The organism is Pseudomonas sp. AL03 (assembly GCF_029960815.1).
Classification (GTDB): domain Bacteria; phylum Pseudomonadota; class Gammaproteobacteria; order Pseudomonadales; family Pseudomonadaceae; genus Aquipseudomonas.
Map to the genome: position 1 here is coordinate 134938 of NZ_JASBRE010000014.1, position 15216 is coordinate 150153.

18 protein-coding genes and 4 pseudogenes are annotated in these 15216 nt (G+C 53.4%); 10 read left to right on the forward strand and 12 right to left on the reverse strand.

What is annotated here, in order from left to right:
- Nucleotides 1-51: 51 nt before the first annotated feature.
- The 8 genes and pseudogenes from QK293_RS15695 to QK293_RS15730 all read right to left on the reverse strand — a co-directional run bounded on the left by QK293_RS15695 (nucleotide 52) and on the right by QK293_RS15730 (nucleotide 7146).
- Nucleotides 52-831 (reverse strand): SDR family NAD(P)-dependent oxidoreductase, encoded by a 780-nt coding sequence (locus tag QK293_RS15695; protein WP_282378450.1) that lies wholly within the window; start codon nucleotides 829-831, stop codon nucleotides 52-54.
- Nucleotides 832-925: 94 nt separating this feature from the next.
- Nucleotides 926-1426: pseudogene (locus QK293_RS15700) on the reverse strand (EamA family transporter).
- Nucleotides 1427-1585: 159 nt separating this feature from the next.
- Nucleotides 1586-2525, reverse strand: a pseudogene (locus QK293_RS15705) (helix-turn-helix domain-containing protein).
- Nucleotides 2526-2656: 131 nt separating this feature from the next.
- Nucleotides 2657-3049 (reverse strand): proline racemase family protein, encoded by a 393-nt coding sequence (locus tag QK293_RS15710; RefSeq protein WP_282378498.1) that lies wholly within the window; start codon nucleotides 3047-3049, stop codon nucleotides 2657-2659.
- Between the two features lie 429 nt (nucleotides 3050-3478).
- Nucleotides 3479-4450 (reverse strand): copper homeostasis membrane protein CopD, encoded by a 972-nt coding sequence (gene copD, locus QK293_RS15715; RefSeq protein WP_282378453.1) that lies wholly within the window; start codon nucleotides 4448-4450, stop codon nucleotides 3479-3481.
- Between the two features lie 3 nt (nucleotides 4451-4453).
- Nucleotides 4454-4837: a copper homeostasis periplasmic binding protein CopC gene (gene copC / locus QK293_RS15720; protein WP_282378456.1), complete on the reverse strand. Its 384-nt coding sequence runs from the start codon at nucleotides 4835-4837 to the stop codon at nucleotides 4454-4456.
- A 240-nt stretch (nucleotides 4838-5077) separates the two neighbouring features.
- On the reverse strand, nucleotides 5078-6454 hold the full coding sequence (locus QK293_RS15725) for a heavy metal sensor histidine kinase (protein ID WP_282378459.1): 1377 nt from the start codon (nucleotides 6452-6454) through the stop codon (nucleotides 5078-5080).
- On the reverse strand, nucleotides 6451-7146 hold the full coding sequence (locus QK293_RS15730) for a heavy metal response regulator transcription factor (RefSeq protein WP_282378461.1): 696 nt from the start codon (nucleotides 7144-7146) through the stop codon (nucleotides 6451-6453). The genes QK293_RS15725 and QK293_RS15730 overlap by 4 nt, the downstream gene beginning before the upstream one ends.
- Before the next feature lie 123 nt (nucleotides 7147-7269).
- On the opposite strand from QK293_RS15730, the gene QK293_RS15735 reads away from it, so the two are divergent.
- The 5 genes and pseudogenes from QK293_RS15735 to QK293_RS15755 all read left to right on the forward strand — a co-directional run bounded on the left by QK293_RS15735 (nucleotide 7270) and on the right by QK293_RS15755 (nucleotide 9182).
- Complete coding sequence (locus tag QK293_RS15735) at nucleotides 7270-7602, forward strand: hypothetical protein (RefSeq protein WP_282378463.1); 333 nt, start codon at nucleotides 7270-7272, stop codon at nucleotides 7600-7602.
- A gap of 165 nt (nucleotides 7603-7767) precedes the next feature.
- A complete protein-coding gene (locus tag QK293_RS15740; RefSeq protein WP_282378464.1) occupies nucleotides 7768-8304 on the forward strand; it encodes a plastocyanin/azurin family copper-binding protein in 537 nt (178 codons plus the stop codon).
- A gap of 97 nt (nucleotides 8305-8401) precedes the next feature.
- Nucleotides 8402-8653 (forward strand): DUF2933 domain-containing protein, encoded by a 252-nt coding sequence (locus QK293_RS15745; RefSeq protein WP_282378466.1) that lies wholly within the window; start codon nucleotides 8402-8404, stop codon nucleotides 8651-8653.
- 124 nt (nucleotides 8654-8777) lie between these two features.
- Nucleotides 8778-8973 (forward strand): annotated as a pseudogene (locus tag QK293_RS15750) (heavy metal-binding domain-containing protein); the annotation flags it as partial.
- Between the two features lie 9 nt (nucleotides 8974-8982).
- Nucleotides 8983-9182, forward strand: a pseudogene (locus QK293_RS15755) (heavy-metal-associated domain-containing protein).
- A 51-nt stretch (nucleotides 9183-9233) separates the two neighbouring features.
- Here the strand turns inward: QK293_RS15755 and QK293_RS15760 are convergent.
- A complete protein-coding gene (locus QK293_RS15760) occupies nucleotides 9234-9509 on the reverse strand; it encodes a metal/formaldehyde-sensitive transcriptional repressor (protein ID WP_282378468.1) in 276 nt (91 codons plus the stop codon).
- A gap of 72 nt (nucleotides 9510-9581) precedes the next feature.
- Between QK293_RS15760 and dmeF the strand changes: the two genes are divergently transcribed.
- Nucleotides 9582-10508: a CDF family Co(II)/Ni(II) efflux transporter DmeF gene (gene dmeF, locus QK293_RS15765; protein WP_282378470.1), complete on the forward strand. Its 927-nt coding sequence runs from the start codon at nucleotides 9582-9584 to the stop codon at nucleotides 10506-10508.
- Between the two features lie 80 nt (nucleotides 10509-10588).
- Here dmeF and QK293_RS27595 read toward each other — a convergent pair whose 3' ends face one another.
- The gene (locus QK293_RS27595; RefSeq protein ID WP_348775353.1) at nucleotides 10589-10720 is read right to left on the reverse strand and encodes a YHYH domain-containing protein; all 132 of its coding nucleotides are present in this window, start codon (nucleotides 10718-10720) and stop codon (nucleotides 10589-10591) included.
- Nucleotides 10721-11069: 349 nt separating this feature from the next.
- Here QK293_RS27595 and QK293_RS15770 point away from each other — a divergent pair, with 349 nt between their 5' ends.
- On the forward strand, nucleotides 11070-12377 hold the full coding sequence (locus tag QK293_RS15770) for an MFS transporter (protein WP_282378471.1): 1308 nt from the start codon (nucleotides 11070-11072) through the stop codon (nucleotides 12375-12377).
- A 42-nt stretch (nucleotides 12378-12419) separates the two neighbouring features.
- Here the strand turns inward: QK293_RS15770 and QK293_RS15775 are convergent, their stop codons facing one another.
- Together QK293_RS15775 and QK293_RS15780 are read right to left on the reverse strand one after the other, a co-directional pair.
- The gene (locus QK293_RS15775; protein WP_282378500.1) at nucleotides 12420-12776 is read right to left on the reverse strand and encodes a TraX family protein; all 357 of its coding nucleotides are present in this window, start codon (nucleotides 12774-12776) and stop codon (nucleotides 12420-12422) included.
- 57 nt (nucleotides 12777-12833) lie between these two features.
- Nucleotides 12834-13127, reverse strand: a complete 294-nt coding sequence (locus tag QK293_RS15780; RefSeq protein WP_102599664.1) for a metal-sensing transcriptional repressor — start codon at nucleotides 13125-13127, stop codon at nucleotides 12834-12836.
- A gap of 106 nt (nucleotides 13128-13233) precedes the next feature.
- On the opposite strand from QK293_RS15780, the gene QK293_RS15785 reads away from it, so the two are divergent.
- The 3 genes from QK293_RS15785 to QK293_RS15795 are packed head-to-tail and all read left to right on the forward strand — an operon-like array spanning nucleotide 13234 to nucleotide 15033.
- Nucleotides 13234-13596 carry a hypothetical protein gene (locus QK293_RS15785; RefSeq protein ID WP_282378474.1) on the forward strand — a complete coding sequence of 121 codons (363 nt, stop codon included), beginning with the start codon at nucleotides 13234-13236 and terminating at the stop codon, nucleotides 13594-13596.
- Between the two features lie 48 nt (nucleotides 13597-13644).
- Entirely contained in the window at nucleotides 13645-14382 is a 738-nt protein-coding gene (locus tag QK293_RS15790) for a HupE/UreJ family protein (protein ID WP_282378476.1), read from the forward strand.
- A 12-nt stretch (nucleotides 14383-14394) separates the two neighbouring features.
- Nucleotides 14395-15033 (forward strand): transmembrane anchor protein, encoded by a 639-nt coding sequence (locus tag QK293_RS15795; protein ID WP_282378477.1) that lies wholly within the window; start codon nucleotides 14395-14397, stop codon nucleotides 15031-15033.
- Nucleotides 15034-15216 lie beyond the last annotated feature (183 nt).

Below are 15216 nucleotides of genomic sequence, written 5' to 3' on the forward strand. Positions count from 1 at the left end.
GAGTCACTTACCCACCTCCGTTGCAAAATTTTGCGGCGGGCAACGCATTGATTACTTGGGCGCTTTGTTCTCTATCAAGCAATTGCCACCATCGACCACCAATAACTCACCGGTAATGTAGCTGGACTCAGGTGAGGCCAGAAACGTAACGGCAGCAGCCACTTCTTCCGGGTGGCCAGCCCTGCCAACCGGGACGTACTTCGCTGCATTCACTTCCTCTGGGGTGCTTGACCCAGTCGCGATCCAGCCCGGCGCGACCGAGTTCACAGTAATTCCATAACGCGCGACCTCAAGGGCCAGGCTCATGTTCATACCCACCATTCCGGCTTTTGCCGCGGCATAAGCCGCCTCACCCGGATTACCGGCTCGAGTGCCAGTCGTGGAGCTGACATTGACGATACGGCCGTAGCGTCTATAACGCATCCCCGGCAAAATTCCACGGGTCAATAGAAAGGCGGTTGTCAGATTCCGAGCAATAGAAAGATTCCAGCTATCGACACTCATGTCCGCCAGATCGGCAAAAGGCTCGGGATGACCCTGCGCGGCCATGCCGGCATTGTTCACAAGAATATCGATTCGCCCCCATACCGATTCGGCCCAAGTGGTAAGTTCAAGGACTTGAGCCTCTTCACTCAAGTCCGCCGCACGGCCTTGCACTTCAAATCCTGCGGCACGTAACTCCTCCACCCGTTCATGGATGCGAGCGCTGCTGCCTGTGACTATCAACTTAACGCCCTGGCTGCCCAGACGCTTCGCAATCGCAATGCCAATTCCGCGTTCACTGCCGGCGCCACTCACAAGCGCTACCTGACCACTCCAGTCCGCAACCATCGTCTTTTGCTCCTGTCGTCCGGGATTAGTCCCTAAACCCATGGCAGTCTAGGGGAGAGAAATCAGCTGAGCCAATCTGAGTGGTACTACATGTTCACGTCTTCGCTTTGATCGCATACAGCCCACCGATAATCACCAACACTGCGCCGACAACCACCCAGGTGTCGGGGCGCTCGGCAAAAACGATCACACCAATCAAAGTGGCGAACACCAGAAGCGCATAGTTGAAGGGCTGCAGGGTGGATGCGGTCGCGTATTTCAGAGCTTGGATGAGGAGAATCTGAGCGACTACTCCCCAATGACAGGATCCCCATCAAGAGGCCCCGGACTGGAGTCGGAGAAACCCATGCTGGCAACCCCGCAAATGTGATCGTCAGGGCACCGACACCCGGGTTTCACCCACGGCTAACATCGCTCGAATGATTTGCAGCCAAGGGTGCTTACTCCGAAACGATTCCTTGACCCGACCCTGGTAGGCGGCATATCCGAGGGCAAAAACGACGAACATCCAATAACGCACCATGACCAGTTGGGCAACCGGGAAATCTTTGACAAGCACCTTGGTTATACCGTCCTGGCTGGCAAAAATCAGCATTGAAAGCAGGCAGAGGAAAATCCCGAGTTGGGACCTTACGACACCAGGATTAGCGGCAACGGTGGGCGTAGTTAAGTGCGGAGTGTTTTTTGTTCGGTCGCTCTTCAATCGCACCTCGGTCATGCCCTCCTCCATAAAATGTCAGCAACATCCGGTTTTCTATTTCACCAGCCGCGTTTCTCTCGAAGGCCGGTAACCAAAATACGAGCTGTAGCATTTGCTGAAATGGCTCGGTGAAACAAAGCCGCATACGACCAGCACGTCAACCTGAGACAACTCTGTGTGTTGAAGCAATCGCCGTGCTTCGGTAATGCGTATTTCCAGATAATACCTTTGCGGCGTGGTACCCAGTTGTTCTTTGAACAAGCGCTCTATCTGTCGACGGGAACGTCCGGCATAGACCGCCAGTTGATCCATTTGCAGCGGCTCTTCAAGATTGGCATCCATAAGCTTGACCACCTCTTTAACGGGGGCGCTCAACGAGATGTTCTGCGTCGGTTTGATACGCCGATACCGCGACTCTTCGAAGATAGAATGTCTTCGATGCCTTCGACGAGCGCCTTGCCGTGCAGCCCCTTGATCCACTCCAAGGCCCTGTGAAAAGCACCTAGAAGCCGTGAGCCTGTCTCGATCCATGACAAATGCTTCACTGGTGACATGCGTGACTTTTGAAATTTCTGCGAGTGCGGGTCGGTGCTCGGTATGAATCGCACAACGATACCCTTCAAGCAAACCTGACACGCCCAAAAACCACGCTCCATTTCACACCCCGGCCAGTGTGATACCAAGTCCCGATGCTGTTTGGAGGATGCTGATCAGCTCGTGATTGACTTTGAGTTCGGTGCGGTGGTGCTGCGACCTCCAAACGCGCATCCGGTCGAATCACCAGGCCGAGATCACTCGTTACCTCACCATCCTGCAATCCAAAGGTGCGTGACGAGAACAACGTAGGACGCAAAAGGTTGGCAGTGACCATCGTATCGAGCTCCTGCGTAAATGCAGGCAGCGAGAAGTGCTCGAGCAGTAAAAATCCTGCGCGAGCATGAGCCGCCGGCTCACTCCGAGTCTCTTCCAGATAGCGCAGGTTTTTACCTTTCATACACCCGCTGAAATCCCGTCGTTCGATCACGTTACGCCTCGCTTCTTTACACTGACGAACTAAGCCATTGTGCAAACCACGGTTGAATCTGCGCATCCGAAGAATCAACCGCTGACGCCGTGACCAACTCTTTATGCGAGCTGGAACCCGTGGGTTAGAGGGTCTTTGTCATCAACGAAAATGGTGTTGTGACCTATCACGTCAGCCCAGCCGCTGACACGTGGCTTCATGCCGTCGAAGGTTCCGACTTTTACCGGCGTCTCAACCTTTCTTTCGTAGATCGTACCGATCAGACTTTCAAGTCGGTAAATGTCGCCGACGTTCAGCCGCCCCTTTCCAAAGAGCTGAGCCATCCGGGCAGAGACACGCTGCCGCCAACGAAAGACCAGGTTGGCATTGACGTCATGTTCGCGAGCGATCAACGACACGGAGGCGCCAGACTGGAACGTGGCTTCGACAACTTTGCGTTTGAACTGGCGGAAAGTTGGGGCGGCGACCGGGTCGACGGACTGGGGGGATGATATCCAAGATAGTGTCCGCTAAAAAATGATGGACACTATTTTTGCTGATTTTGGAGGGTCTCAGGGTGGGTACTGGCCGGACGGTTACGGCCAAGCCGTGATCAGTTACATCATTTAAAGGAAATCGCGCTGAATGGAATAAATCCATAAATGTTTCATGCTCACTTCGACTTTCAGATAGAAAATGGTATCGCGAAACTCTGGAGTGAAAAGTCTCATCTGGCATGGATTTTGTTCGTCTAGCGCTCAGGTGATTTATTTTATTTGATGGGCGCTGAGAAGCAAGCGCCTACACGGAGATTCGCTACTTTGCAACATGGATTTTGGATGCGGCGACCAGTGTCAAGTCGCCAAAGACTGGAAATTGATGAGATGAGTGTGGTTTTTTGTGTCTGAAGTATCAGTGATTCAGGTAGTGGCAAGCTATGCGATTTATTGACTCTGCATTGTGCTCATATCCATTTTCATTTCAATATCCATTTGCATTTCTGGACTCAGCGTTCCTAACCAAGCGACAAGGCACACTATCACTATTGCAACGGAGAACTCCAGCGTCATACTACGTCGTAAAGCGTTGACGGCGACAACGTGGTCCCCTTCCTTGATTGAGCGCGCTAATAGCGGGCTCAAATGGAAGCGATTTAGCGTCGCCAATATGATCATCCCTGCGAAGAGTAAAACCTTCAGAAATAGAAGCATGCCATAGTTAGTGAGCATCACCTCGTCCAGGGTTGGACCTACAATGAAAAGGTAATTTGCTATTCCAGTAATGCTTAAAATCACAACGATCAGCGCACCAGCTGATTCAAATCCAGTCAGGACACGGGAGAGAGTCCGTACTTCCTGTCCGCCGTTTAGTCCCTTCGCACGCAGTAGTAAAGCGAATGCGGCCAGTGCTCCCATCCAACCGCCGGCAGCCAAAAGGTGAAGGATATCACTAGTGAAGTGTATATAACGACGATTGCCTTCGTCCATAGCGCCATGCCCTGTCCACGCCAGGGTAGCGAGAGCTATAGCACCGAAGACGGTAACCGCCCATAGACTGAGTGTTGGAAAGCGCTTGTTAAGTGTGACGGCAATACCTGCCAGTATAAGTACTGCTATTCGGACCATCCAAGTGAGCCCGACGTCGGTGCCAGTAAGAACCATTTCGAAGATGTGGTGGTGAAGTTCCATAAATTCTGAAACGCCGCTCATTGCTTTCGCAAGTAACAACATAGCGGCAAGAGACAGAAGTACACCAACAAATGCGGCACCGAAAAGGAGCGACTCAAAGTTAAAGACAGCGCCGGATACCCGTTCCTTGCCCCTGAGGCTATACAAGCCAAAAATGGCTAATCCAAACAGCAGCATCAGGTCTAAGTATAGAGCGAAGCGAAGGGCGATGTTGATTGAGTCGCTCATGAATCATTTCACTTTAAAAGAGAAGTTGCCTGTGATGGGGTGGGTGTCGGAAGAGACCGCTCGCCATTCGACCTTATAAGTACCGGTGGTTAGCGGAGCTGCGGGTGTGATAACCATCATTTTCGGGTCGTCGCCACCTGCGACGCCTGCTTTAACACCCATGGGGGAATTTGGCATACCCGGCATGTCAGTCATGATCAGCTTAGCCCCCGAAAACTGTGTCGTTAGGTTCTCCGAGAAGTGCAATTCGATCTTGGAAGGTGCCGCAGACGTCGAGCCTTCCGCCGGGGTAGAAGACACCAGCTTGGGATGCGCCTGGGCGATAGCGCTCACGAGCAAACCGGCGGTAAGTACAACAGCTACGGTAGTAGTTTTAAAGAAAGACATGCAAGACTCCTCACAGCATAAGCTGTTGGTTCGAGGTTTGGTGGAGTAGATCTAATTTTTACTTCTCAATTCCGGTTCAAAACCACAGGCGAATACCAAGCGTATGTCGCCTACTGAAGCTAGGTAACAGATCAGGGTGACCGCGCTATAGAGCTAGGACACGATGCCACATGACTGCCGACTGTTGGATTACATTTCAGTAAGCTTTGCGCGTGCTCTCTGGTCCAGAATTGTAGGGTGTCATCCGGCACTCGGAAGTTCCATGTGGAAGGCTGTTTTTCCATTGAATGAGGTACACCAGATCTTGCCTTCATGGGCTTCTATGATCGACCGCGTAATTGAGAGCCCCAGCCCAGCGTTGCTGGGGCTTCCTTCGCGCCGGGCCGGATCTGCGCGGTAGAAGCGATCGAAGAGCTTTTCAAGGTGCTCGGGCGCGATGGTCTCTCCAGGGTTTTCGACCGTCACTATTGTCGATGTGTTTTTTTGTTGGATGTCGATCCTGATGGTTCGTCCCTCAGGGGTGTAACGTAGAGCGTTCGACAGCAAGTTCGAGATGGCTCTGTGCAACATCAACACGTCACCCCGGACACGTCCTGCTCCCGAAACAGTCAATTCGATACCGCGCTCATCCGCGAGCAGGCGGTAGTATTCGAGCAGTTTCTCCACGACGTCCAGTAGGTCTATCGGTTTGTTCTCAGGCTTGATCAATCCGTTATCGGACTTCGCCAGGAAGAGCATGTCATCAATCATCCGCGACATACGTTTCAATTCATCCAGATTCGAATACAGATTGTTTTCGTAGTCCTCAGTATCCCTCTTCCTAGAGAGCACCACTTCGGTATGGGTCATCAGGTTGCTGAGCGGGGTGCGCAACTCGTGAGCAATGTCCGCTGAAAAATTTGATAGCCGGACAAAAGCATCATCCAGCCGGGATAACATCGCATTGAACGAGGACACCATCTGTTGCAGCTCTTTTGGGACCAGCGCCAAGGGGATGCGTTCTTTCAGTGATTTGGCTGACATCGACGCCGCGACCATGGTCACCTGACGAATAGGACGCATGCCACTGCGTGCAACCATCCAGCCTAAAGTGGCGCTGACGAGCGCACTGATCACCAGCCCTACCCAGAACCATCGCTGGAGCGTCTCGAAGAAGGACATGTGTTGAGTAACATCAAAGATCAAAATTACGGTCAACGGCTTGTTCTGACCGGTGACCGTCGCTGGTGCGGTCAAACCACGGAACATCTGCTCCTGGTCCTGCCATTCCCACACAGTGTTGTTTGTCGTCGAGATGAACTCTTTCGGAACATTTACTGGCCCTGGATCAGCGAAAATCAGCCTCCCGTCACTGTCAAGGATCAGGGCCGTCAAATCACGGTGAGCTCCGAGCAAAGCCTGCAACTCGGGCTTTAACTCGTCGAATTGATCGATACTATTCAGCTCTCCCAAAATTCTTTGGGTCGAGTGGAGTTTTTCGTTCAGGGCCTGCTGATCGAGCATTAAGAAGTGATGCCGGCTGAGGTTATTAAAGCTGAGCCCGGCGACGGTTAGCACCGCCGTTACCGCAAGCATGAACATCAGGCTCATGCGTGTAGTCAGGGATAGACGGTTCATTCCGATTCCGATTCCGAAGCCGGTGCATCGAGCATGTAGCCCATGCCGCGGCAGGTCTGGATCAGCTTGACCTCAAACTCGTCATCAATCTTCGCCCTAAGCCTTCGCACCGCAACCTCGATTACGTTGGTATCGCTGTCGAAGTTCATGTCCCAGACTTGCGAGGCAATGAGCGACTTCGGCAGCACTTCGCCTCGGCGCCGGAGCAGCAGTTCCAGCAGCGCAAACTCTTTGGCCGTAAGATCTATGCGTTTACCTCCCCGAATAGCCCGGCGCTTGAGCAGATCTACCTCTAGATCAGCCAATTTCATATGGGTTGGTGAGGCTACGTTATTACCACGACGTAGCAGCGTCCTGACCCGAGCCAGCAATTCAGAAAATGCGAAAGGTTTGATTAGGTAATCATCAGCTCCGAGCTCAAGACCCTTGACTCGATCTTCAACACGGTCTCGCGCAGTCAGAAAAAGTACCGGGACGTCCTTCCCTGACAAACGCACCTTCTGAAGGACTTCCCACCCATCCAGTCCCGGCATCATGACATCCAGAATCAGCAGGTCATATGCTTCGCTCAGGGCGTGTTGAAGGGCCTCGGTGCCGTTGGTGAAACGATCAACATTAAACCCCGCCTCAGTCAGGCCCTGTTGCAAATAGATACCTATTTTCGGTTCGTCTTCAGCAACCAGAAGTCTCATGGGGTGGCTCTCGAAGTGATAATGGGCTGAGTTTGCATTGAATAGGTCCCGCCAACCAGAAGCTGACAGAAATGTAATCCTGGCTTCAGGTGGATGTCAGCCAGCGTTGTCTAGGGTTGGATCATGAGCACTTTCAACTCGGCCTCGGTATGGGCTGAGGGCGGCGGAGATCGAGTGATGGAACGCATGGAAAACATGGAAAACATGCGGGATGTAGCCGAAGTCGTTCTGGTGCAAGCCGAAAAAGCCCCCGAGGGACAACGCCTTGCGTACATGAAAGAGCATATGGACATGCTTAGCAATCTCATGAGCGAACTTCATAAAGATCATCCCGACGCGTCGATGACACCTCGACAGCATCTTGCCTGGATGGAGAAGCACGACAAAATCGTCGATGACGTTCTGAGCCAAATGCAACGTGAGCACAAACTGATGCTTTCAGAGAAGCATCCGTAAAGGCTCTATGTTCATGGTTTTCCGTGCCTCATCAGGTTCAAACGGCGTCGCTTAGACGCCGAGTTTTATTTCAGATACTGACCGAAAGTAGTGTTCAGGTCAGTTAACTGGCAACTCAGTCTCCTTAGCATAACCCCTGCTACTCACTTTCACTTTGAGGTCTCTATGAAAGCGAAATTTGCTATCCCGGTTTGCGCTGCAATAACTTTTTTCCTCGGTTCTACAGCCATGGCCAGCGTTGGTCACGGGAAAGATGACATTGGTCAGCCTGGAGTATCGGCCGAGGTTACCCGCACGGTTGAAGTGAAAATGGGCGATATCTCCTTTGAGCCCAAAAACATAGATGTTAAACCTGGAGAGACGGTTCGCTTCGTTCTGCGCAACGAAGGCTCGCTGCTACATGAATTCAACATCGCCAAAGCAGCTGCTCATGCCGCGCATCAAAAAGAGATGGCCGCTATGCTCCAGAACGGCACGCTCAGTCCTACCGGAAAAGGGCAAGCCATGAGCGATATGGGGCACAGCATGGGGGGGATGAAGATGGTCGGGATGGCGCACAACGACCCGAACAGTGTTCTGATCGAACCTGGAACAACCAAAGAGCTTATCTGGACCTTTTCCAAGACCACAGGCCTGGAGTTTGCCTGCAACGTTCCGGGCCATTATCAGTCGGGAATGGTGGGTCAGTTTGACGTGAAGTAAACGCGGCTTGATCGATATCACAGCCTCAGAGCGAGCGTTGACTACTCTGAGTCGCAGACGTCACCGCAGCTCTTGCCAGGACACTGAGGACCACATCATGACTAACCATCCGCATTCGGTTGGACATTCGCCTTCTTCCTTCTGGAGGAGCAAAACAGGTGTCGTACTGATCATGCTGGTTGCGATCGGTGTTTTCTACGTCGTCCGGGAACACTTCGGCCACATTTCACCTTATCTGCCCTATCTGATCCTGTTGATCTGCCCGTTGATGCATTTTTTCGGGCACGGTCACGGCGGCCATGGTCGACACGTGAGCTCGGAATCCAACAAGGACGATAAAGGGAACTAGTCATGTCTAACACCACGAGTTACCGAGGTCATGATCACGTTCATCCGATAAAATCTCACGTTATGCTGCGAATCCGTCGGGTCCCAATCCCGCTGGTAACACCGAGCCCGCGGCTGAGCCACCGCTGGGCACTGAATACACTTGCCCCATGCACCCAGAGATACGACAACCAGGCCCCGGCAGCTGTCCTAAATGCGGCATGGAATTAGAACCTGCGATGCCAAGGCTGAAACGGAGGAAAACCCCGAGCTCAGGATTTCACCCGTTGCTTCTGGTGGTCGTTGCCATTAACCGTAATCGTGACCGTGCTCGCCATGGCGGACACTCCTTTGTTTGTCTTAGACGTATCGGGCATTGGTTGCGGTAGCTGTGTTAGCAAAATTACCAAAGCCATTCAGTCGTTGGATAGCGAGGCAGCGGTTTCGGTCGACCGTGCTATCGGCAAGGTCAACGTTGAAGCATTGAAAGCCCAGAGCGGGTCCGCGCTGCTGTTGAAGCGTTGGGTTTTCCTTCCAAGGTCAGCGCCTGAGTGCGCTGATCTGCTCCAGCGTTAACGCCCACATGCACAATTCTCTTGGGCTCATTTCAGATATGAGCGCAGGGCCGAGATGACCTGATCCAGGTCTTCTTGACGTTGTTCTGGTGTGACGGCTTCAGCCCCCAGATGCTCACGGATATGCCCTTCAAGCACCTCTGCCATCAATCCGTTCACCGCGCCCCTCACCGCTGCGATCTGTTGCAAAACAGCGGAGCACTCCACCTCTTGTTCCAGCGCACGCTCCAGCGCCTCTGCTTGTCCCTTGATGCGTCTGACACGAGTCAGCAGTCGTTTCTTGTCGTGAATGGTATGTGGCATGCGGCGGTACCTTCTTCAAGTATCTATACTGGGGTATAGTATATTTTTGCTCATTAAGCAGGACTGCAACCCATGTCATCTCCAGCAATCTCCGACGGTCAGGGCCACTCTCACGTTTTCGACGAGGGTAACCCCTTAGCTGAGAAAAACACTCGTCGAGCGATGATTCTAACTGCATTGATGATGGTTGCAGAGATTGCCGGTGGATGGTTCTACAACTCAATGGCACTGCTTGCTGATGGCTGGCATATGAGCTCTCATGCCTTGGCCTTGGGACTCTCTGTCCTGGCTTATGCGGCTGCAAGACGATTTTCCAATGACACCCGCTTTGCCTTCGGGACTTGGAAAATGGAAGTTCTAGGGGGTTACACCAGCGCGATCCTGCTGATCATGGTGGCGGGGTTGATGCTCTATCAATCGATTGAACGGTTGATCTCCCCTTCTGCAATTCACTACGACCAGGCGATCGCTATCGGTGTTGTGGGATTACTCGTGAATATCGCCTGCGCCTGGTTACTCAAGGATGGTCATGCCCACACACATCACGACCACGATCATGGGCATGGGCATGGGCATCATGACTTGAACCTGCGTTCCGCTTACATGCATGTATTGGCGGACGCCGCTACGTCGGTGCTGGCCATTCTGGCGTTGATCGGGGGCAAATTCTGGGGGGCGGCGTGGCTTGACCCAGTCATGGGCATAGTGGGTGCCGGATTGGTTGCGAGCTGGGCGTATGGTTTGATTCGTCAAACCAGCGGCGTATTGCTGGATGCGGAAATGGATTCCCCTGTCGTCGAAGAGGTCCGGGAAGTCATCGCCTCCAGCCCCATTTCTGCACAGATTAGTGACCTTCATGTATGGCGTGTAGGTAAAGGGAAATATGCCTGCATCCTGAGTTTGACGACTGACCAAAATGCGACACCGGCTTACTTCAAAGACCTCTTGTCAGTGCATGAGGAACTGGTTCACATCACTGTTGAGCTTAACGCGGCCTAAAGCAAAGGCGTAACTGGCCTCCGCACGCGTGAAGAGGCCTGTTCACATTGAAGCCCAGCCCAGGGCTGGGCTTTTGCGACTTAGTGGCAGTGGTAGTCGTTCGTCTTATGGTTGCGATGGCAACCTTTTGAATCAGTGCCGCCGCTATGCGCGAAGGCAGCCATGGAAAAAATCGAGATAACGGAAGAGATCAGAAGGACAGATAGTTTCATTGGGCTAATTCCATGCTCAGGTTTTTATGAAGGGTGAGGACTCTCACGCCTTGCAGCGTATGGCTAAGTGCCTTCATTGAGCAAGTGTGCTTGCTTAGTCCCCTCAGCATTCGACGCGGTAAGTGACAGGACCTTTTCTTGAGCTAACACAGCCAATAGCTTAGGATCGCCTAATATCCCCCTGGGGAGGATACGAATGCTTCGCTCAAAGCTAAGCCATTAGTCCTTTGCGGTTGAGAAGTTCTGCAACCTTTCTCGGCAAAGATGGGCTTGGTCCTTGACGTCGGCGTCGTGATAAGTATTCGTCGTAAACCCTCCTGACCAAGCGCTTGGCCGCCCGAGACTTCAAATGCTGAAAATCCTGGCTAACCGAACATACCGACATCTCTTCCTGGCTCAAGTGATTGCCCTTGTCGGAACAGGCCTCGCGACTGTTGCGCTGGGGTTACTGGCATTCGATCTTGCGGGAGCACAGGCCGGGGCAGTGCTCGGCACCGCGCTGGCAATTAAAATGACCGCCTATATTGGCGTAGCACCGATTGCGGCGGCTTTTGCGGAACGTCTGCCGCGACGGGCGATGCTCGTATCACTGGACTTGGTGCGAGCCCTCGTTGCGCTTGCCCTGCCTTTCGTCACGGAAGTATGGCAAATCTACGTGCTGATTTTTGTACTTCAATCGGCCTCTGCTGCATTCACCCCGACCTTCCAGGCCACCATCCCAGACATACTGTCGGATGAAGAGGATTACACTCGCGCCTTGTCGTTATCTCGCCTTGCCTACGATCTTGAAAGTGTCGCCAGCCCCATGCTCGCAGCCGTACTGCTGACGGTGATCAGTTTCCATAACCTATTCGTCGGAACGGTGATTGGCTTTCTGGCCTCAGCAGCGCTGGTCTCGACGGTATTACTGCCAAAGGCGAAGACGACTCAAAGGCGCAGTATCTTTGAGCGAACCACCCGAGGATTGCGCATATTTCTGGCCACACCGCGCTTGCGGGGACTACTAGCCCTTAATCTAACGGTGGCTGCGGCCAGCGCCATGGTCATCGTTAATACCGTTGTGTTGGTACAGTCTCGATTCGCTTTGCCTCAGAGTTCAACCGCATTAGCGCTCGCTGCTTTTGGGGGTGGATCTATGATCGCCGCACTGATTTTACCTCGCCTTCTGAAAGGCATAAAAGACCGGACAGCAATGCTGTTTGGCGGTGGGATCCTGGTTGCGGGCTTGGCAGTTGGCATCAACCTGAGCACCTACAACTTCCTGCTGCCTCTGTGGTTGGTACTCGGTGTGGGATATTCCTTGGCACAAACGCCCAGCGGACGACTGCTGCGTCGGTCGTCGCATGCCGAGGATCGTCCAGCCCTTTTTGCAGCGCAATTTGCACTTTCCCATGCCTGTTGGCTGATCACTTATCCACTGGCCGGTTGGCTGGGCGCCAATATCAGCCTCACTGCCTCTTTCGTGGGACTTGCCATCGTGGCAGGTGGAGCATTGGTGGTCAGCGTCGTGATTTGGCGTCCTGCTCATGACCAAGAGTCTATTAGGCACACCCATCAGAATCTGCCGGACGGCCACACTCATTTAGAAGGTCACGATGGAGCGAGTCACGAACACCCTTATGTCATCGATGATCAGCATCGTCGATGGCCGTATTGATCACAGGGCATTCATGATTTTCTGAGTTTGATCACCCACAGTTCAGACTAGAAAACGAAGGGCCTGTAATGCGACAAGGTGACCCGGATAGAACCAGTAACCCCAGTGTTGCACTGGCCATACCTTGAACGTGAACGTCTGGCGCAGAAGCCAAAGTCCGATCAGCGGAGCGGTAAAAGCCGTACTTAAAGCCAGCAATGGATAGGTCTCAAACTCCGCAACGGCGAGGCAGAAAAAGGGAAAAGAGAGTCTTCCAGGAATGAACAGGCTGCTCATGTCTGGCCACAGCAACCGAAGGTGGTCGATCACCATGGTCAGCATCGCGAGCCACTTGATCAGGTCAAGGCTGCTGCTACGGCTACTGGATGGATTGTGTTGAGTTGAACTGGCGGTCGTCATATCCAAGGGTTAGATCCGCCCTGCTACAAGAGTTCAGCGAAACTGGGCATGTCAGACCTAGAGGTACTTGGTGATTTGCTTGAACGCTTCCAGCGGTGCACGCTCGCCATTGTTTAAGGCTGAGACGGTATTCTCCAGGCAGTGATCGATATGATCCTGGATGAGCGTTCGCTTGGCCTGACACACTGCTTTTTCAACGGCATGCAGTTGCTGGGCGATGTCGACGCATTCGCGACCTTCTTCTATCATGGTGATGATGCTGCGTAGATGGCCGTCCGCACGCTTGAGGCGCTTGATAATGGCATCATGACTTCGGTGAGTGTGGGGATGGCTATGTTTGTGTTCATCCATGGCTTGAGCCTTTGGTCTCAATGAATTACGCTGGCATGCTATCCCCCTAGGGGGGTTAGGTCAAACGCATCACCGCAGCAAAAAAGCGAGTTAAAAGACGATCAACATGCTCAGTAGATCCCTGACAAAAACGGTGGTATTCGCGCTTGCTCTCGCCGTTTTGATGGCTTGGGCCGGGCATACCTATACGTTGTCGGTGGCGACGAAACAGCCTGCCTGGGAGATTAAGCAAGACGCCTACCACTCCCACGGCGAGCAAGAAGCCTCACTTTCCTGCGCGAGCTGTTCAGATCACTTTCATTCGCCGCTGACCCCAGACCACCAGCACGAGACACCGCAGCTCACTTCCCTGTTGATTTTGGCCGAACAACCCAAGCTATCGGTGCGGGTTGATGCCCCGCAATATGCAGTTCCCCGTCCGCCGATATTCTTGATCAAGCGCCCACCCCGTCCTTCGTTCGCATCCTGACCATGGCCGCGCTGCGGCCCAAGATCACTGCAACGTAGGATTTTATCCATGCATTCGCACTCTATGAGCGGCGTGGGCGCATTCACTGTGCCCTCCTGTCGCCCGCTACTGCTGCTGTTTTTGTTTATCGCTTCACTCTTCTTTGGCATGCCCGAGGCGCTGGCTCACGCCGTTGCCGAGGGGGACAAGGGTTTCATCCAGGAAAGTTCTGGCGTCATGTTGCTGCCCTTTATCTACATGGGCGCCAAGCACATGATGACGGGCTATGACCACTTGCTGTTCCTCTTCGGGGTGATCTTTTTCCTCTACCGCCTGAAGGATGTAGGCCTCTACGTCACGCTATTTGCTGTGGGCCACTCGGTCACGCTGCTGCTCGGTGTGCTCACGGAAATAAGCATCAGCTCCTACGTGATCGACGCCATCATCGGCTTCTCGGTGGTGTACAAGGCGCTCGACAACCTGGGCGCGTTCCAGCGCTGGCTCGGTTACCAACCCAATACCAAGGTGGCCACGCTGGTCTTCGGCCTGCTCCATGGTTTTGGTCTGGCAACCAAGATCCAGGAGTACGAAATCTCGCCCGACGGGCTGATTCCCAACTTGCTTGCGTTCAACGTCGGCGTCGAGATAGGCCAGTTGCTGGCCCTTAGCTCGATTCTCATTCTGATGGGGTATTGGCGGCGCACCGCCAGTTTTTGGCGCCACGCCTATGCCGCCAACGTCGCCATGATGAGTGCCGGTTTCCTGCTGATGGGTTACCAGCTAGTCGGCCTGTTTGTCTCTGCGTAAGGAATTCTGACCATGTTCAATACTCCACTTCCAACCGTTAACGAATTACCCAACAGCCGCCAGTTAGTGCGTTCGACAGTCATCGCGCTACTCACCGCAGTCGGCCTTTTGGTGACGGTCGTCATGCCTTCGGAATACGCCATTGATCCAACAGGCGTGGGCCGAGCATTGGGCCTGACGCAAATGGGTGAACTAAAAATCACCCTCGCACAAGAGGCCCTGGCCGATGCCGCTCCACCACAACCCGTCGCGGCCGCTCCGGCTTTGCAAGTCGCACAAGTTCAGCCTGCGGCAAAGCCGGTAGCGGAACCTGTGGTAGCCGCCCCTGCGTCAAAGACTGATCAGATGACCGTCACGCTCAAGCCAGGTGAAGGGACAGAGATCAAGCTGGAAATGTTGAAGAACACCACCGTCAGCTATGAGTGGACAACGGCTGGGGGCCCTGTGAATTACGACACCCATGGTGAGCCCTACAAGGCAGAAAAGGGCTATTTCCACAGTTACACCAAAGGCAAGCAAGTCAAAGGCGATAAGGGCGAGTTCACCGCCATTTTTGACGGCACCCATGGCTGGTTCTGGCGTAATCGCAGCAACAGCGACGTGACCATCTCACTGAAAACGACCGGTGATTACCTGAGCGTTAAACAGTAATCCAAAGACGACCGCTCTTCTGCCGAAAAGGCAGGGGCGACCTGACCACAGAGGCTTAACCTCAGGATTTTAGGAAAGACTTTTCCATGAAAACTTCAGCAACGTTGTTCCGCTCGATGCTCTTGATCGTAAGCGGATGGGCAACACACCTTGCGTAGCTCAGGCAGGCGCCCACTGATGTGG